Source organism: Microbulbifer variabilis, from assembly GCF_052468405.1.
Genome location: NZ_CP174343.1, coordinates 2,521,132 through 2,539,701, shown reverse-complemented (window position 1 = coordinate 2,539,701; position 18,570 = coordinate 2,521,132). Strand labels below are relative to the sequence as shown.

At 46.2% G+C, this 18,570-nt stretch carries 19 protein-coding genes; 18 read left to right on the top strand and 1 reads right to left on the bottom strand.

Translation table 11 applies throughout. The features are described 5' to 3' along the window. Nucleotides 1-12: 12 nt before the first annotated feature. From ACJJJB_RS11630 to ACJJJB_RS11595, 8 genes are all read left to right on the top strand, one after another. The gene (locus ACJJJB_RS11630; RefSeq protein WP_444946450.1) at nt 13-393 is read left to right on the top strand and encodes a hypothetical protein; all 381 of its coding nucleotides are present in this window, start codon (nt 13-15) and stop codon (nt 391-393) included. Between the two features lie 2 nt (nt 394-395). Further along, nucleotides 396-5,483 carry a hypothetical protein gene (locus ACJJJB_RS11625; protein ID WP_445364956.1) on the top strand — a complete coding sequence of 1,696 codons (5,088 nt, stop codon included), beginning with the start codon at nt 396-398 and terminating at the stop codon, nt 5,481-5,483. 15 nt (nt 5,484-5,498) lie between these two features. Beyond that, nucleotides 5,499-5,882 (top strand): hypothetical protein, encoded by a 384-nt coding sequence (locus ACJJJB_RS11620; protein ID WP_445364955.1) that lies wholly within the window; start codon nt 5,499-5,501, stop codon nt 5,880-5,882. 171 nt (nt 5,883-6,053) lie between these two features. Further along, complete coding sequence (locus tag ACJJJB_RS11615; RefSeq protein WP_445366285.1) at nt 6,054-6,122, top strand: DUF2971 domain-containing protein; 69 nt, start codon at nt 6,054-6,056, stop codon at nt 6,120-6,122. Between the two features lie 165 nt (nt 6,123-6,287). After that, nucleotides 6,288-6,500, top strand: coding sequence for a hypothetical protein (locus ACJJJB_RS11610; protein ID WP_445364954.1), 213 nt, complete (start codon nt 6,288-6,290; stop codon nt 6,498-6,500). 202 nt (nt 6,501-6,702) lie between these two features. Beyond that, nucleotides 6,703-7,620 (top strand): hypothetical protein, encoded by a 918-nt coding sequence (locus ACJJJB_RS11605; RefSeq protein WP_445364953.1) that lies wholly within the window; start codon nt 6,703-6,705, stop codon nt 7,618-7,620. A 373-nt stretch (nt 7,621-7,993) separates the two neighbouring features. Next, a complete protein-coding gene (locus ACJJJB_RS11600; protein ID WP_444901259.1) occupies nt 7,994-8,974 on the top strand; it encodes a right-handed parallel beta-helix repeat-containing protein in 981 nt (326 codons plus the stop codon). A gap of 938 nt (nt 8,975-9,912) precedes the next feature. Next, nucleotides 9,913-10,944 (top strand): hypothetical protein, encoded by a 1,032-nt coding sequence (locus ACJJJB_RS11595; protein ID WP_282952996.1) that lies wholly within the window; start codon nt 9,913-9,915, stop codon nt 10,942-10,944. A gap of 644 nt (nt 10,945-11,588) precedes the next feature. Here ACJJJB_RS11595 and ACJJJB_RS11590 read toward each other — a convergent pair. Beyond that, the gene (locus ACJJJB_RS11590; protein ID WP_444946463.1) at nt 11,589-11,861 is read right to left on the bottom strand and encodes a site-specific integrase; all 273 of its coding nucleotides are present in this window, start codon (nt 11,859-11,861) and stop codon (nt 11,589-11,591) included. Nucleotides 11,862-13,035: 1,174 nt separating this feature from the next. Here ACJJJB_RS11590 and ACJJJB_RS11585 point away from each other — a divergent pair. The 10 genes from ACJJJB_RS11585 to ACJJJB_RS11540 all read left to right on the top strand — a co-directional run bounded on the left by ACJJJB_RS11585 (nt 13,036) and on the right by ACJJJB_RS11540 (nt 18,507). After that, nucleotides 13,036-13,368 (top strand): hypothetical protein, encoded by a 333-nt coding sequence (locus ACJJJB_RS11585; RefSeq protein WP_444946464.1) that lies wholly within the window; start codon nt 13,036-13,038, stop codon nt 13,366-13,368. Between the two features lie 78 nt (nt 13,369-13,446). Continuing rightward, nucleotides 13,447-13,830 carry a hypothetical protein gene (locus ACJJJB_RS11580; RefSeq protein ID WP_444946465.1) on the top strand — a complete coding sequence of 128 codons (384 nt, stop codon included), beginning with the start codon at nt 13,447-13,449 and terminating at the stop codon, nt 13,828-13,830. Between the two features lie 315 nt (nt 13,831-14,145). After that, nucleotides 14,146-14,439, top strand: coding sequence for a hypothetical protein (locus tag ACJJJB_RS11575; protein WP_282953001.1), 294 nt, complete (start codon nt 14,146-14,148; stop codon nt 14,437-14,439). Nucleotides 14,440-14,590: 151 nt separating this feature from the next. Further along, a complete protein-coding gene (locus tag ACJJJB_RS11570) occupies nt 14,591-15,100 on the top strand; it encodes a hypothetical protein (protein ID WP_444946466.1) in 510 nt (169 codons plus the stop codon). A 90-nt stretch (nt 15,101-15,190) separates the two neighbouring features. Then, nucleotides 15,191-15,934 (top strand): lysozyme inhibitor LprI family protein, encoded by a 744-nt coding sequence (locus tag ACJJJB_RS11565; protein ID WP_445364952.1) that lies wholly within the window; start codon nt 15,191-15,193, stop codon nt 15,932-15,934. A gap of 75 nt (nt 15,935-16,009) precedes the next feature. Then, on the top strand, nt 16,010-16,297 hold the full coding sequence (locus tag ACJJJB_RS11560; RefSeq protein WP_282953004.1) for a hypothetical protein: 288 nt from the start codon (nt 16,010-16,012) through the stop codon (nt 16,295-16,297). A gap of 157 nt (nt 16,298-16,454) precedes the next feature. Next, entirely contained in the window at nt 16,455-16,820 is a 366-nt protein-coding gene (locus ACJJJB_RS11555) for a hypothetical protein (protein ID WP_282953005.1), read from the top strand. Between the two features lie 86 nt (nt 16,821-16,906). Continuing rightward, complete coding sequence (locus tag ACJJJB_RS11550) at nt 16,907-17,311, top strand: hypothetical protein (RefSeq protein WP_445364951.1); 405 nt, start codon at nt 16,907-16,909, stop codon at nt 17,309-17,311. A 22-nt stretch (nt 17,312-17,333) separates the two neighbouring features. Then, nucleotides 17,334-18,197: a hypothetical protein gene (locus tag ACJJJB_RS11545; protein WP_444946469.1), complete on the top strand. Its 864-nt coding sequence runs from the start codon at nt 17,334-17,336 to the stop codon at nt 18,195-18,197. Continuing rightward, complete coding sequence (locus ACJJJB_RS11540) at nt 18,190-18,507, top strand: hypothetical protein (protein WP_445364950.1); 318 nt, start codon at nt 18,190-18,192, stop codon at nt 18,505-18,507. The genes ACJJJB_RS11545 and ACJJJB_RS11540 overlap by 8 nt, the downstream gene beginning before the upstream one ends. Nucleotides 18,508-18,570 lie beyond the last annotated feature (63 nt).

The following is an 18,570-nucleotide window of genomic DNA, read 5'->3' as shown; positions in this document are numbered from 1 at the left end:
CAAGGACCACATATGCCAAGTATTAGTTACACCCCGACACGAGAGTTGGTAGACGGTTCTAGCGGGTCTCTCTCTTTTACTGCGACAAGATGCAATCGCACTCCGAAATCTACTGGTAAAGAGCACACAGCCCTATCCGGAAATACCGAAAGTGTTCTGTATCGGCGAGATATTGAATGGCAAATATCAGTTTCACCATTCTTCGAAAACCAGTTGCAGTTATGGAGAGAGTTTGAGGCGAGCTGTGCCAATGGTGAAGCATTTGAACTGGATACTTCAGATATTCCAGGAGGCAGAGAGACCGCTGTATGCCGATTAAAGCGTAACGGTTTCCGTGAGATGCGGCAGGGTGCGTTTGAGTTCTATGTGACGTTTACAGCTATTGAGGTGTAGGAGTGCGCAACAATTCTGAGATCTTCGATCTACATAATCAAGCTGCACAGCGTGAGTTGCGCCTGGTCATTGAGATCGGCTATGACCTGCCATTGTATATCACCAGCCATAACAATATTCCCGGCCTTCCAGCCAATGCCATTCATGGTGCGCTAAATAAATGCAGTGCAACCAGTCAAAAGTTAGTTCCTGAACAGGGTCGCGCAGAAATTGGAGCTATTTCATTTGAAGTCGTGGATATCGGTGGCCAGCTGTCTTATGTACTGCGCGATGAGCTGGAGCAGGGTAAAGGCATTAAGGGCCGCACGGTACGTCTGTATCAGGGTTTTGCCGGACTCGACTGGGCGGATTTTCGCCTGGAACAAACCCAGATTGCCGAGGAATCCATTTCCTACGCTGAGGGCATCTACCGCGTGCGCTGCCGGGATATTCAGCGTGAGATGCGCCGCGATATTTTTGTACCCAATACCACGCGCCTGGCTGCTAATTTTGGCAAAGCAGATACCACCCTACAGGTATTCGATACCAGCAGCTTTGAAGCCAATCCGCATACTCTGGCCTATGGTGATGCCCCTGGCCAATCGGTGTATTACCTGAAAATTAAATATCAGGACGGTTTCGAGATTGTGCGCGCAACCGGTAAAACCAGCAGTAGCTTTACCAACTGCACACGTGGCCTGTTCGGCACCTTTGCCCGAGACCATGCGTTGCCCGAAGACAGCGACGATGAAAGCGGCGTTGAGGTTGAGGAGTTTATCTATCTGGAGGGCCCTGGCCCCCAACTGGCCTATGCATTGCTGACCGGGCAGATTCTCGGCACTAATAACGTACTACCCAGTAATTGGCACCTGGGCATAGATCCTGCCTTTGTGGTGCTGGATGAGTTCGAGAATATCGGTGCAGATTGGTACAAGCCGGGCGACCACAGCAAGGGCAAGATCCTGCGCTTTGATGGTCTGGAAAAAACCGATGGTAAAAAATTTATAGAGACCGAAATTAATTTGTTACTCGGCGCTTTTATGCCGGTTAATGCCGCCGGCCAACTGGGCTTTCGCCGTATGGCTGGGGTACTGGCTGAATCCGGCACTGTGGCCACCATCGGCCCTGATGATGTGAAAAGACTGGGTGAATTGAAATACAACCTGGCCGGGGTGCGCAATGTTTTCTCGGTGCAGTGGAGCTGGTTTGAGCAGCCCGGATTCGACGGCAAATTCTTGCGCTCTAATAATTTGATCGATGCGGATTCTGTTGCCGTGCATGGCGAAGCAAAACAACACAGTTTAAAGTTTCGGGGTCTGCACAATTCCCGTCACACCTATACCACGATTAAAAACACCTTCGATGCCCTGCGGGATCGGTTTGCTGGCCCACCATTAAGCCTGCGCTTGGGTTTATTGCCTAGTAACAACGACCTGGAAGTAGGGGATATTGTACGGGTGAGCCTGCCGCAGTTGCGTGACCACTCCCAGAACGTAGACAACGGCACTCTGAACCGCGCTATGGAAGTACAGCGCATCAGTATCGATCAGGTGAGCGGTGCAGTATCCGTAGATCTATTCGGCAGCTACCAGCCTGCAGGCATGATTGCCGATCAGGCCGATAGCACCAGCGCAGAATTGCCGGATGCCTGGTACAGCGCTGAAGGTGGGGCTATGACGGCCAGTGGCCTGAGTATCGATGCCAGCGGCTTTTTAACTGCTGATGGTACTTTGGCTGGAAATGGCGATAGCCGCACAATTTATTATTACCCGGGTGATCTTACGATACCTGCAGCACGCACCCTTTCTGTGAGTGGCAATATTGAGCTGCGGGTGCGCGGTGTATTGCAAATTGACGGCACTTTACAAGGAATCCCCACCAATAATGGCGTGGGCTTTCTCGGCTCCTGTTACGGCGGTGCTGGCCAGTTAAAAAATGCCCAAGAGATTGTCAACCGAGGAACGGCCAGAGGGGCTTGGGGAAAAACTGTCAAAGGCCGCAATGAGGTAATGCCGTCCCTCAATATCGAGAATAACGGCGGAGATCTACAAGGCCTCCCCGATGATCTAGCGGGTTCTGGTGGAGCTCGCGGTGGCCACTCGTCTTTCTATTCCTTTGATGGCAGTTATGAACCCAGCGGACGCGGTGGCTTAGGTGGCAAGGGTGGTGCTGGTATTGTTGTAATCGCGCGGGGTATCGCCATTGGCGTCGGCGGCAAAATAGAAAACTCTGGCGAAGATGGCAGCCCCGGTACTACTGGTGATAGCAATGTAATTCAGGTGCCTGGAGGCAGTGGCGGCGGTGGTGCGCCCGGGGGCATAGTGCTGTTGATAGACGGTATCCAGAACCCCATGCCAATACTCAGTAACAGCAAAATAATCGCCTGTTATGGGGAAAGCCCGGATAGCCCCGGTAATGCGGGGCACGGGGGCACCTGTTTAGGCACCAATGCCGCGCGCCTGATGTTTGTGCCCAAGTCACGCATACCCTATACCGATTACGAAGACCCCGCGCTGGATCCTGAAGTACAACAGGCAATCGACAAGGCCGAAGCCGCTCAGGCGGATGCTGATGCCGCGTTGGCAGACCTGGATAACATCGCCGCCGATGGTGTTTTACATCAAAACGAAAAGCTCATCGTGATTCGTGAGTATGCCCAGCTTCAGGCAGAGCAAGCGGGTATTGAAGCGCAGGCTGACGGTGCCGGACTGGTAATAGAAAAAGGAAACTACTCCGGCAACCTGGCAGCACTCACCAGCTACTTGAATGGTCTGTCTCCAACCTGGAACAACACCTCAGAAAGCACTTCTATCAGCCGCACCATTTGGAATGCCAACTGGGAAGCGGCCTACAGCGCACGCCAGGTTTTACTTAACGCTATCGCCCAACAAGCACGAGAGGCTGGCATGGTCGGGGCCACACTGCAGTTTCAGTGGGATGGCCGGCCTACCGGGTTACTTTGGCCCACGAATACCAACTATGCCGGGGGTACTAAGTATTCGTTTAATGCCACTGCTGGGAACGGCTTTATCCATGTGTTGGCATACGATGCCGAGGGCGGTCCACGCGTTGGTTTGAATGGTGTACAGGTTGGGGTAATGAGTGGGTCGAATGACGCAACTCAATGGTACTCCTTCCCAGTCACTCTGCAGGCCGGTGCCAATGAAATCTCTATCTGGTCTAACGCTGCAGATGGCGGCACATACGATGGCCTTGTGGTTACCCTCGGCGGTAGTGGTGACCCCGAGGCATTACTAGGCGTGTCTGCAGCGGATGCCAAAGCCGAGGCCGCCGCCAATGCTGCTGCTGAAGCCAAAACCGATGCCGCCGCTGCTCTTTTAGACCTCAGCAATATTGCCGCAGATGGCAAACTGCACCCCACCGAGAAATTAACCGCGGTGCGCGAATACAACCAGATCCTGGCAGAGCAGGGCGATATCGAAGGGCAGGCCAATAGCTACGGCATTACCGCTGAGAAAACCAACTACAGCGGCGCAATAACAGCACTCTCCAGTTATCTTAGCGGTGCAGGTTTGAGTAACACCTCAACAGTCACCAGCATCGATCGAAACACCTGGAAAGCCAAATGGCAGGCGGTATACAGCACACGACAAAAGGTCTTGATTAAGATCGATCAAATTGCCGGAGCCCGTGCAGACTGGGAAGAAATCTACGGGGCCAATAAACCAGAGGACGGTGCGACCGTTGGCGCTACCGCACAGGAGCGCGCGCAGATCCGCTCCATGCGGAATACCTTTTTAGAGGATTTTTCTGATTTGAGCTGGCTGGATGCGTGGACTAAAGCTTTTGGTTCTGGTGCTGTGCAGGACTATACAAGCGCTGGCGGATCTTCGCCCCTGAAAATCGGCAGCAGTGCTGCACTTCTGGGGAATAGTAGTTCTGATGGGATGGTCTACTTCCACTCAAAGGAGCGTGTGCCATTCGATCCGGATAAGTTGTACCGCATCGAGGCGCGCATGCTGGTATACAGCGAAGGAGATACAGACCGGACCATGCACTGCGGCCTAGTTGGTTATGACAGTAGCGGGGCCTTGTGTAGCGGAGTTGGAACTAATAGTTACAGTAGCCAGCATTACATTCTTACAGCCGGTTATACGCCACCGCTGAGTAGCTGGCAAACCTATGTTGCTTACTTTAAAGGGAATTCGACAGCTAACGCGGTTTACAGTGGAACCCTTGGAGCTAATCATATCGGCAACCCCGCTAAGTTACATGCCAATGTGCGATCATTTTCTCCTCTCTTTTACGTCAACTACCCCAATAAAAAAGGGCGCGTCATTCTCGACTATGTAAAAGTTGACGTGATTGAGGTGCAGGACCAGCGAAATCTGCCGATGATTCAATCCGGTATCGCTAGTCTGCCAACCAGTTCCGCACTGTCCGCCTCTGATGATGGCAGTACCGCAAAAATCACGATTGCCGCGCACTCAGTGCAGTTTGGTTTCGGCACTATTAATTACAACAGTGGCAGTATCACTGGTTTGTCCTTCAGCACTAAATATTATGTGTACTGTGATGATCCAGGCACTCAGGGCGGCGCTGTTACCTATTACGCGACCACAAACATTTACCAGCTGGCTGCCAGCACCTGGCGCCGAGGTATAGGCACCATTACAACCCCGAGCAATGGAGGTGGAACCACAGTCCCTAGAGACCCCTGGTGCGTTGCCGCAGGCAGTTGGCTGCGCGAGGGTTTGCTAGCGGATAACTGTGAAAGCGGCGACCTGATCGATTGCTGGGATACTGGCGACAGCGATACCCACTTAAGCCCCATTATTGGCGGGGTAGATGCAGAACCAGAAATACCCTGCGTATTGCTCACCACAGAAAGCGGTGCCCAGGTAATTTGCAGCCGTGAAACCCCCGTCACCGACAGTGCAGGCCAAGTATACGAGGCGCAGCACTGTCAGGGCGTTGAGCTGGGTGTACTGCATGAAGAGGAGCCGCTCACCTGGGAGCGTGTCGAGCGGGTCGAATGTGCCGGCCTGCGTACCGTGTACAAAATATCTGTAGGTGGTAAGAGTTATGCCGCCGGTATCGATCCCCAGCACCGCATCATCACCCATAACGGCGTACATAAATCTGATTAAGCAAAGGAACCCTCAATGCCCAGCTTTTCCCCGAAAACCGTACCGAGCCTGGAAGCCTGGCAGTTCGCCTACACCATCGATGACGGCCACAGCGCCGGCACTATTGTACGTGCAACGGTAACCCAGGCTACTGAACCTACCAATAACGACGCCCAAGCCGCTGCCGTACTGAAATGCACCATTGCAGTTATTGATGAACACAACAACGTACAGACTGATGCTGCCGGTGATCTGATGTCCAGCGTTTATGTAACCACCAAAACTCTGCAGACCGATGCAGGCCAGCCGGTAAACGTCGCTGATCACGCTGCTGATTTAGTAGCGAGTTGTATTGTTGAAGTGGCCAACCGCCTGGCTGTGCACAGCTCAATTGCGGCGATGGTGATTCCTAGTGGGTGATTAAGGTCACCTTGACAGAATTTTATCCTTGGGGATTCCTTATTGTTCAAATGGATTCTAGGTAAAAACAAGGCTAAGGTAGTTTGTTTATCAAGTGATGATCAGAGCGAATGGGGATCCCCTGAATTCAATCCACTAAATTATTGTTCTAGTCGGCATTAGAAGCCTCGCATGTGGGCAATTTATGGGGACAACCATCAAGGAGTATGCTTAATTTATGACAAAGATATTTTAGCATAAGGATTTAAGCGAGAGTTAAGTCCGGGTGATAAGCTACTTCATGGCCCTGTTCGTTATGGAAAGAGACTTCCTGCTAAAGAGAAAGGAGCGTCTGTCAATGACCTCAGTATATGCAGGGGAAAATTTCAGCAATCACTTCGCCAAAAAATTGAAGATTTCTATGATATGTACTTTGTCTATAAGCATATTAATTGGTCAACAGAAAATAAATATCGTTTCGTTGTTGCCGGTGATGAAGATGGGTCGATTGAATTACCATTTTTTGATTTGTTGGCCGGTGTGGTTGTTGGAGCCAAGTGTAAACATGGTTTCATGAATATTATTGGTGCTTTCACCCAAGAGATGAATATACCATGCGTATATTTGTATTTGGGGTGAAAAGGTGCTGGCCGTGCACCAATAAATAAAGCAGCAAAGAAGCTGAGTCCAAGAAATTAACGCCTTTCTTCAGGGAGTGGTAATTGGTGAATATGTCAAAGAACTTTGAAGTTTATATAAGACAGTTACATAACAACCCAAGTCTGTCAGACACTTCGCACCGTAGCTTGGAGCGTTAAGTCTTAATCACATGGAGCGTTTCATGAGATTCGGGGAGCTACAAATAAAGACCCTGTATAATGCTTCGCTAGTTCTAGTAGCAATCATCGCGATAGCGTCTTTTGTTATCATCATTACCAATGGGAATCTGATTTGCGATCTGAGTTACGAGGGATTTAATAGATTTCTTGAAATATTCAAATTCCCATTGACTACAGTCGGAACTTTTTTGATATTACTGGCTGGAAAAATTGCACTTCTTACCGTAGAAAAAACGGCTCAAACAAATCTGATTGCAGTAAGGCACGCACTGAGTGAAGACTTCATAAAATTTGTAAGTTCTGAGTGCAAAATTCCTACATATGAACTTTCAGATGGTGCCAAATTTGACGATATTATTTATTTGCCCGTGTTTAGTCTAGCCAGCCCGCTCATTAGCTTTAATAGAATTTATGTTTTAATAAATGGCACATTGAGTATAGATGATGACATCAAGCAGCGCATTATTAAGGTTGTAACACTTTATGGTCAAATAAGAGAAAACCTAAATGGCAAAAACTATAGATGGGTTCTGCATCTCTATGAGCTTTGTACTTTGGCGAAAAAATTCAGATATCATTTGATGATAATGTCGGGTGTCGACAAGCAGTGGAAACTAACTCCGGTTCTCGGAATGTCCTCTGAGTTTGGAAAATTTTACCTTCCTAATCTAAAGGAAGATAATCTGGATGGAATAAATCTGTCAATCCGGAACGACTTGCTTGGTGTGATAAGTGTTCTATATTTCGAGCCGAGTATAAAACCAGAGATAAAAAAACTATTTAAAATAGTTGTTAACATAGCTGATATGCGAACTCAGCTAGCTACTAATGATAAACCCCTTTTGGAGCGCTCAACTAATTACGTTTGGCAGAATGCGTACTCGATTGTGGTAAAAAATATTGAACTGAGTGAAATATAGCTTAACAACGGTGTGCACAGGATTCGGCACTGTCGCGCCTCCACTCATGACGCCAGCGTTATCGCTGTGACAGGTTGTATTTGTCCCAATAGTTGGCTTTCTGTACGATCCTTCAAAATAATAGAGAGAGGGTGTTATGCGCCTGATTCTACCGATCGTCTTTTCTGCCGTTTTATCTGGCTGCCTTGAGGTTGAGGCTAACAGTAGTAGCGACTACGACCGCCATGAGTGGCTACCACGATGAACATTTGATAACCAAGCCGGCCGCCACCTTCATGGCGAGGGCTATTTGGGTGTTTAATTAGCGGAAATGGTATTTAACTTCTAATCTGTAATCGATATTAATATTGACTTAGTCAAAAGGAGTTAAAAAATGATTTTAAAAGTGCCTGCCTTTAGTTTATGGCCCATCGCACTTGGCACACTATCAATAGGAATATCCTCTCAGTCCTTGGCTGTAAGCTGTTATGATGTGATCAAAACACCCGCCATCCTTACGGAAAACCTTCAATGTGAGCTGTCTGATGCGAATCCTTATGCTCTCACTATTGCTGGTCCAGGCGGAAATTTAAGGATGATTGGTGATGGTGGGATTACATGTACTGGCAGTGTCACCAATGAAAAATTCGGGATATTTATTAAGGGTAGTTCTCACTCAGTAACTGGTGGAACTATTTCTAACTGCCCAGGGGGTATTCTGGTAGGGGGATTAGGATTTCACTCTATCCTTTATGTTGAAATTCTCGATTATTTGGTTGACGATGCTATACAAGTTGACAGTAATTTTAACCTTATCCAGGGAAATACGATCCTTGGAAATAAGGTGGATGGGGATGATGGAATTGATTCAAATGGCGATAACAATTTTATCATTCAAAATACAGTGATTGACTCTGGAGGTGAGGGAATAATAGTCGAAGGTAACTCCGTAACAGTCACCTTAAATGAGGTTGTAGGTAGTGCCTCGGCCGGTATTGATTTTGAAGGTTTAAACGGGACTATCACCTACAATACCTTGCTGGAGAATGATTTACATGGTATTGAGGTCGATACCAGTGGAGCTTTTGTTTTTCAAAATACTTCAAGTCACAATATGGCAGCAGGTATTGAAATTGAAGGCTCCAATAATGTTGTCAGAGGGAATACGTCAAACAATAATGGCACTGTTGGAATATTAGTGAGTGATCAACTTCCTGAAAGCTCCAATAACACTATAAGGAAAAATGTTGCTCTGGGTAATCCCATTGATTTAGAAGACCCTTTCGCTGACAGCTTTTGCGATAATTTGATTAACGATTGGGGTAATAATACTGCGGATTCTTCCACTCCGGCTTGTCTTCGCTTTTTGCCCTAGTATATCTGGGGCCTCCTTCTAGCTTCCTCATGTACGACTCCTCAAAACAATGAGGAGTTGTCATGCGTCTGATTTTACCTATCATCTTATCTATTGTTTTGTCTGGCAGTTTTGATATAGAGGCTAACATCAGTAAAGACTATGACCGCCATGAGTGACTGTCACGTTGGTCTGACTCTGGCAAAGCACCCGTCATGAGCTGCTAGTTCGGTTTTCCCTGACTCCGGTTGCTTTCACCAATGCTAAGCGCTGCAGGGTCGATACTGGCCTATGGCTGGACACTTACACCGGCCAATTGTTCAGCCTGGCTTCTGACTTATATGTCGAGCATATTGCTGAAGACCCTGGGAATCTGTGGCTTGTCGACGATGGCCGCAATCAAAGTAAGGGGGACAAGGGCCCTGATGAGTGGATGCCACCCTATAAGCCCGTTCAGGCCATCTAAGTGCAGAAGTTTATGGTGAGAGCGCCTTTATCTCGAGGGAAGCTGGTGGCAGTATATCGCTTCTAGCTGTAATTATGCTTTCATGTGGCCTCCATCAATATACTTACCTAACCACTATTTTTATGAACTTATTTCCTAGTAAATTAAGATTTTTATCCTATGGTTCCTAGCCTAGTTCTCTGCAAGACTTATCCCGTTGGTTTTGTTTGAGTACGATTTTAGGTGTCAGAATTACTTGATTAACTCAGAGATAGATTTATCCAACCTTATAAATTGAAGTAAGGGTTGGTTTTGCTCTTTCCAGACTCTTTCTATGCGCTGATAGTATCCATAGCAATATATGATTTTACTGTTTGATGAATACAGTATTAGTTCGCTGGCTACTAAATCAATCATTTCGATACGTAGTATAAAATCGTACGAAAATGACTGCCGTGCTCAACGATGACCACAAGATGTATATATGTGTACAACTATTGTATAAGGGTTACTAATGAAGAAGTTAATCTCTCTAGCTACTGCCGTGTCTGCTGTAATTGGTCTAGATGCCTTTGCGGGAAACAATACAGCGATATTAATTCAAGTTGGGTCCGATAATATAGCTAACTCAAATCAAGTAGATCCAACTACTCATAACAATCTCATTACCCAAACACAGATTGGTGTTTCTAATGGTTCGGATATATCTCAAACCACAGGCACCAACAATAGTACAGTAAACCATATACAAGTTGGGGAGTTAAATAGTTCAGAATCTATACAAGAGGATAATACTGCACTTAGTCTTATTTCAATTAGTCAGCTAGGACAAGGAAATATAACATACGCTGAGCAAGTAGATACTACTTTAGGCGCTGCTATCATTAATCAAATAGGTACTATGAATAATGCTGATATTGGCCAAGGTACAACCATAGTCAGTAGTGCTTTGATTAACCAAGTTGGTACTATGAATATGGCTATTTCTGGGCAAAGTGAAACAATGGCGACTAGTGCCTGGATTAATCAGCTGGGCTCTATGAACGATGCTACTACTAGTCAAGGTGCAACTATTGCAAGTAGTGCTTTAATAAATCAAGGAGGGGCAATGAATACAGCCTTCCTAGCTCAGGGGGATACTATTGCTAGTATTGCTTTTATCAACCAAGCAGGCTCACAGAATACAAACTTTCTTGCTCAGAGTGAAGTAACAGCGAGCAGTGCCCTAATTGATCAAATAGGTCTAGGGAATAATGCCACCCTTGTTCAAGGTCAAACAACCACAAGTAGTGCCTCGGTCATTCAAGTCGGTACGGGGAATAATACAGATTTGTTTCAAATTGAGACTACTGCTAGCGCCGCTGTTAGCAATCAATTTGGTTCCATGAATACTGTAGGTATCTCTCAAACGGGAGCTACTTTGAGTACAGCGATAACTTCTCAAATAGGTAGTAATAATAGTTACTCAACTACACAGACAGGAATTGGTCAAACAGCTATTGTCGTGCAAATTGGCAATGGAAATATGGGCTCTACGATGCAGTAGTAAGTGGCAGTAAATATTGAAGAGTATTTTAAGCAGCCTCTTGTATTGGCCACAATTATCTCTGAGTAAATTACACGCCCCCAGTAGATGACTGATGTTAGATGGATGATAGCCATGATGAGTATTTAACAGGCAGTCCGTCCTCTATACTCGCAGCAATGGTAACTCTAAGTAGGGGTATCTTCGATAGCAATTTTCGTGCTGCTGACTGATCTTTGGCACGAGTAGTAAGAAACGTTGTGGTAGAGGTACTTGATGGGCAGCTGGCATGCAAAATCTTGGACTTGAAGCGAGGCCGGCTATTGTCGGCCAATGGCAATTACAAGCCAATACCGGTCTGGGAGGGCCAAGAATTGCTAGTTGAGGGGGTGGTTAAGGCGTCAATCCGGTATCACCGTACCGCTTAGCAAAGTAGTGTATGCCTGTACAGTTTCGTCACTATTTTCGACGCTGCTTGCATAGGCGGCTATTCCAACTATAAAATCTTTTAAAACCAATGGGTTAGGTTTTTGTACCAGTGCTTCTGGGGGTGTGGTGGTCGTCGGTTCAAATCCGGCCGCTCCGACCATCTTTCTCTATATCTCATGCGGCTTTCAGCCAGTTTTCCCGATTGAGCGTACAAAAACCCCGTAAAAAACTCTCAATCACTTCCGCAGCGGTAGTTTTGGGTCGATGCTGATACCCACTTCTTTGTATTCCCGCTCATGTCCACCGAGATAAAACTTCTCAGTAATTTCCGCATCTGTATGGGCGCATATTTCTGCAATCTCTTCCGGGCTGTGACCGGATTTCTTGAGCAGGTGAGAGGCTAGGGCGCGCAACTCGTGAAAGGTTGGCCTGGCGCTATTGGGTAAGTCCTGGCGAACCTCTGCGGTGTCTCGCGCCTCTTTAAATTGGTTTGATAGCCTTGCTGGCATTAACCTGCACTAATGTTCATCTTGCTTCGCCCGCGGCTGTCTTTTCTTTGGTTGATATGAAACCGCAAAAGGGCACCGGTAGTTTTGAAGGGAAAGCTGTCGGGCTTGGTTTATTATCTGGCGTAAACCAGGGTGGTGATTATAAGACCAGCGCAAATATGTAGCCCTCTCCTCGCCGCGTTGATTAATTGACTTCTCAACCCCTTTATCAATACCAGCATCGGTTACATGCTTATCCAGCCGCAAGCTGCACACATCACCACGGCGCATAGTTGTAAGCAGTGATAAATCATTAGCGATTTGGCTTTCTAATTGACGCTCCTGATGGTATTCGCACCGCTATGAATGTCTGTAGAGAATCCGAGGAACGAGAAGCATTTTTTGAGGGCGTCAGAAAGAGACTTTTTTGGCAGCCTCTTTATCTTCGAAAAAATACTTATTTTATATGACCAATAGATGCGAGGTATATGGCCGTAGTTTTCAACATGACCGCCCACTCCATCGATCATGTACCAGAGGCGGAGCCTGATTGTATGGGTGAGGTTGTGGCCAATTTCCTGACCTTCCACAATTATTGGTGCGCTCCGGTCGTCTCGCTCTCCACAATTTCATAACCCCAACCAATTCCGGTTGATCCCGATATTTCGGTGGCTTTCTCAACCATGGTTATATAGTTGATACTGGCGGTTTTGCGGCCTTATAACGTTGATTCTTTTACAAAGCGAGCGTCAGTTTTCTTTACTCGCTGCCAGATACTTAGATTCTCAGACATTTTGCTCACTCCCGTGATTAAAGAGGGAGGCTTAAACATCAAGCCGCCCGGACATATCCATATTCAGTTGCTAAAGGCTCCAGCTCCTCACGCAATTCTTTTGCAACTTGCTTTGCGCATTCGTCAGTAAACCTGGAGCTAAGATTTCCGGCTTCACACTGGTCTTTTTTATTTATAGCGAGGAGTTCGCCGAGCTTGTCTTTGTCGTACTACGTGTAGTGCGATGATCCGGATACTCAGGGCGGCGCTGTTACCTATTACGCAACCACCAACATTTACCAGCTGGCCGGTAACACCTGGCGCCGAAATGTAGGAACCATTAAAACCCCGAGCAACGGCGGCGGCACCACGGTACCCAGAGACCCCTGGTGCGTTGCCGCAGGAAGCTGGCTGCGCGAAGGTTTGCTAGCGGACAACTGTGAAAGCGGAGCCCTGATCGACTGCTGGGATACAGGCGACGAGGACACCCACCGAAGCTCCATTATTGGCGCAGTAAATACAGAGCCAGAAATACCCCGTGTATTGCTCACCACAGAAAGCGGTGCCCAGGTAATTTGCAGCCGTGAAACCCCCGTTACTGATCGTACTGGCCAAGTGTACGAGGCTCAAAACTGTCAGGGGGTTGAGCTGGGTGTACTGCATGAAGATGAGCCTTTGACGTGGGAAACCGTCGAGCGGGTCGAATGTGCCGGCCTGCGTACTGTGTACAAGGTCTCTGTAGGTGGCAAGAGCTAAGCTGCTGGCGAAAATCCATTACACCGCATAATCACTCACAACGGCGTACATAAATCTGATTAAGCAAAGGGATAGATAATGCACAGCTTTTCCCCGATAACAGTGCCAGGCTTGGTGGCCTGGCAGTTCGCCTACACCATCGATGACGGCCACAGTGCGGGCACTATTGTGCGTGCAACGGTAACCCAGATCACAGAGCCCACCAATAGCGATGCTCAAGCGGCTGCAGTGCTTAAATGCACCATTGCCGTCATTGATGATCAGAATAATGTACAGACTGATGGCGCTGGTGATCTGATGTCCAGCGTTTATGTAACCATCAAGACTCTGCAGACCGATGCGGGCCAGCCGGTAATCGTCGCCGACCATGCCGCTGATTTGGTAGCGAGCTGCATTGTCGAAGTGGCTAACCGTCTGGCTGTGCATAACTCGATTGTGGCTATAGCGATTCCGAGCGGGTGATACTAGCTGTGGTTTTCAGTAGTGGAGAGGGCGTGCCGCCGGTGCGAAAGCTCAAATTATAGAGCCATGGCTTACATCTTCAGAAATTCCCCCCTAACTTATTGATTTAATTATGGGTAAAATGTGTTCAAGAGCGGGGGGCGAGCCAGGCGACTTGAGCCAATGGCTCACTATCTCTGGTTACTATTTAGACAAAAATTTATAACCTGCTGTATGTATAGGCTTTTCTGTGGAGCTTGGAAGCTCCCTCCCAGAAATAGTGGCCAAATGGATAGTTAGCCATTGGCTCATTAATAAACTGTTAAGCGGTAAACTATGGAATTAGCTGGAGCCGTCATTTCAACCATTTTGCTAGCCGTTACGATAGTAATTGGTGGGTTGTGCTTTTTTAAAGGTATTTATTTTATGTTTAAAGCATCTGTAAATAGAAATAAGGATGTAACTAATCAGAGTTCATTTGTAAGGTTTAACTTTTTTAACTCTCTGTGGGTACCAAGAGGGTTGAATGAAAAAGGTAAGATTTATAGGTGTAAGGCTGCTAAAAATATGTTTGTATTCTTTGGCTTGCTGTTATTAACAGCAGCTGTAAGTAGCTATTTTGGTGTTTAGGTGGCATCGCTTAACAAACGGCTGTAGTCGCCATGTAAAAAGACGCATGGCTGGGTCGGCCTTTCCGTTGTTTGCTTATGTGCTTATCGCTAGGCTAGCACATCACAAAGAACTCCAAGTCCGCCCCTAAGCCGGGCGTTAACCATAAAAAATGATATCGAGCAAAATCACAATAAATGACGCAGAAATCAAGATAGAGCATGAAGAGTGCTCCGATCCCAGTTGGTGCCGAGATAAAGATATATTTATTGAGTCAAGTAACTCTGAAAATAACACTTTATCTACCATTACCTTCAATGATTATCTGACTATTTATGTTTTCTGGGAGTCGTGCTCATCGGGTGTATCTCAGGAAGTGTTGTACGTGCCTGAAACAGGTGTTTTGTTCTTAGGTTGTGGCTCCATTAGTGCCCGGGTATCTACAAGAGACAGCAAACTCATAGGTATTGAGAATATGTGCCTCTTTTGGGGTTTAAGTAGGCATAAAGAGTATGTGCTTGAAACTGGTGAGTTAGAATGCTTCCTTTTTTCATTATCGGGCAAGAAAATATCAGCCACAGCTGTAGATCCGCCTTATGAAATGGAAGTTACAGAAAAAGGTATCAAGTTCGATTCCATTGTTCTTGGTAGCACTTGGCTAAGGTATGAGGGCAATGGTTAACAAGTCAAAGCTGTCCCCTTTTTTGTTCCAAAAAAGCCGCCAACTTCATCATGCCGGTGTTTGAGACGTTACGTGCGATAAGGATATTTAATGAAAATTAGTTTCTTTACATTAATTGCTTTTTTGATTGTTAGCTCACCTGATATTTTTGCCACAAGCTTTGATTGTGAGAAGGCTTCTACCAGTTCTGAATTATTGATCTGTTCTAATAGGCGACTTGGATCTTATGATGAAAATCTATCAGCTGTCTATAAGTCTGTCATGTCGACATTTGCAGGGCAAAAGTCGTTGGAGATTAAGAAAGAGCAGATTAGCTGGATTAAAAAGCGGAATGATGCATGTAAAGATGAAAAGAGTTGCATCTCGGCATACAAGCAACGCACAGCAGAGCTCAGAGAACTTTTATGGAGCGGGAGTGACTTAGAATCGTTTTCGATTGATCGGCAGTCATGTAGGGCAACTAAAGATCAGGAGATTCTAATAAAGTGCATTAAGTTGAATATTTACGATCCATGCGACGATGCTGGTGGTAAATGGGGGGCGGCACAATGTGGTTGGGCTCATAATATGATAGCTGAAAGAAGAATTGATGCTCTAGACGCAGAGATTATTGAGAAACTAAGTAAAGCTGCCGATGGAAACGAATTAATAGAACGCTTTAAATCAACCTCAGCTGTGTGGCGCTCATATAGGGATTCACACTGTGCACTTATAAATGAAATGGACGGACTTGAAAACTTCAGTGGTTACCGATTACATATGGCATTCTGTAAACGCCGATTAAGTGAAATGAGAGTGGTCGAACTAGAAAAAATCTATGCTAGTTCTGAATAAAAACGTAACAAGTGCGTGCATTTGACCTCCGCTTCGCTGCGGCAAATGACGCGGGCGTTATGAAGCTTTTCAACTATGAGCAATAAACAAAAAGAAGTAGTAGATGATGTATTGGTGAAGGATGCCCGCCGAGCTCTATGGGCAGTGGGTTGCATCAATTTACTGGTGTTATTCTTCTTTCTAGTCGAAGGTTTCGAGAATGAAATAGTAATTGTCGGATTGGTGGTGCAGGGAATAACCTTTGTATTTTGGCTAGTGCCAGTATTTCTATACCAGGTATTGAGGCAAAAGCTACCTCTTAAAGTGGCTACTTATAAAACTCTTTCTTCGTACAGGAATGCCATGGATCAAGTCTCGTGGTAGGGCTCCATAACAAGGTCGGGCAATTTGCTCTGGGCCTCCGGCCCTCCGCGGGGCAGCTTACCTTATGCGCCTTTCGCGTGGGTCGCTTTGCACCCATTTTCGCGCAAAAGACGCATAAGGTAAGCTGCCCCTGTCGGCGGCGTTATGTGTAAAATCCATGAGTAGACATCAAGGAAAGCAAGAAGAGCGAGAATTTGAGGGAGAGAAACTTCCTTCAGAATTCAAGCTATCTCGCTCTAAAATAATGTATATCGAAGATAAGTCGGGCGGCCTAGAAGGTGAGGCTCGTATTGGTCGTGTTTACTTATCAAAGTCAGGAAAAACGCTTTACTATCGAGGAATGAAATTTCAAAGCCTTAAAGGTAGTGGCTTTAAAGCAAATTACTTCGAGGTCGAGTCTGGTGACCACTATTGGATATCCGGGCCCCGTAAAGATAAAAATGACCGTCTGTATGGCGGTAACAGAGGTGTGGAAATAGACAATGATGTCCATGAAGAGTACAGGCAGTACATCAACACTTAACAAGTGGCGGCACAATCGCCACACTTCGTGTGGTTGGACAAAGCACTACCTGCTTTGCTTGTACGCCGGGCGTTAAGTGTAAAAACATGATCAAGCACATTTTCAAAATTTTAGGATTGATGCTTCTTTTTATAGGGGTAGGAACTATTGGGTTCTATAAATTGGCAGGAACATATTCCGGTCAAGATGCAATTTGTTTGTCTGGGCTAATTGCAGGTATTTGTGTTGGCTTGTGGTACGGAAAAGCAAATGGAGTTCAAGCAATCTATGCCGTATTAGCGTGTGCTATTATTTTAAGCCTGCCGCTAGTGATTTTATCGCTCTTCATGGCTTACGCCAATCAAGACTACGCTGAGTCATTAGCGTTTTTTAGCATCGGTTTTGCGTTGCTTTCATCATATGTAGTAGGTCTGGGCTGGGGTAAACACTTAACAAGACAAAGCAGCAAGGGCCCTTCGGGCCGGGACGCGCTACCGCGCGCCCCCGTTTGAAGCGTTAACTGTTGTATGCACTATGAGACTATTTACTGATTTTTATACAAAGGTTGCACTTAAGCTTTATCCATTCAGGTGGTTATTAGTTGTGTCCTTTTTTCTTCCTTTTATAGGTTGGTCTCCTGTCTCGACGGCATTACTGTTAATGCTGTGGGTGTGGACGAATTTAGGACTGTTTATTGTTTTAACTTATGGACCTATAAACCATTTTGAGGGTTCTATTATATGGAGTGACGGGTGGCGGCCTATAGCTTGGGTTTTCCTAATCCCCATCCTACTGGGAGCCTTGGCTGCAACAGTTCTAATTTCATATGCTCTTATACAAAGTAGTTTACAAACCGCAGCAGGCGCTCCCGTTGGTCGCAGGGACAGCCAAAACACTGCGCTTATTTGTCTGCCCCTGTGCGGGGCGTTAGGTGAACAAGGAATATCATTGAAAAATTTGAAAATAGTTTTCATTGTCATTGCCTTATTTCTGGCAGGATGCACGAGTACTGGTAAATTGTATTACTTTGACTCACAAGGAGATCGAAAACTTGCATGTGATATAGAGTTTATTGGTAATCCTACTATTGATAAGTATGCAGTTGAGTATTCTTTAAGTTTGTGTGCTAAAGCAGCTGTCAAAAAAGGCTATAAAATAAACGAAACCTACTTGCTTGAAATTAATACAACGATTCCCAATGCACCATGTGGTCGTCAGTGGTCACATAAACTGGTAAAGGAAAAATATACTATTGGTGAGCTAACAAAGAAGGAATACGGTTACATAATCGCTTATATAGATCTTGGGCTTGCAACAACGGAGCAATGTTCACCTAACAAAAATCCAGGTGACGCCCACGGCGCACCTGATCTAGGCGTTATGTTTTGTCATGAATAAAGTAGAAGCACATAAACATTCCTTCAGCCCAGAAGACTGGCCATTCGATTTTGATGACAATGTAGGGGCAGTTACCACCAAGTTGGTCATGAGCGGAGAGCAGCCCATTGTTGAGGTTCACCACTGGAAGGATGGTGATTGGCAGTTCATGTGCAATACCACCGAAGATGCAAGTGACGGAATGATCGTGTGTATGGGGTGCTTGTTTACGAAATTTCCATGGATAGCTGGATTTAAAGATCTAAAGCCCGGCTATGTGGCATATTTAGATAAAGGTCGATGGTTAGTTGAGCCCATCGATGAAACATAATAAGCCGCAGCGACAACCAAAACGCTGTGCTTATTTATCTGCCCCTGTGTGGGGTGTTAGGCA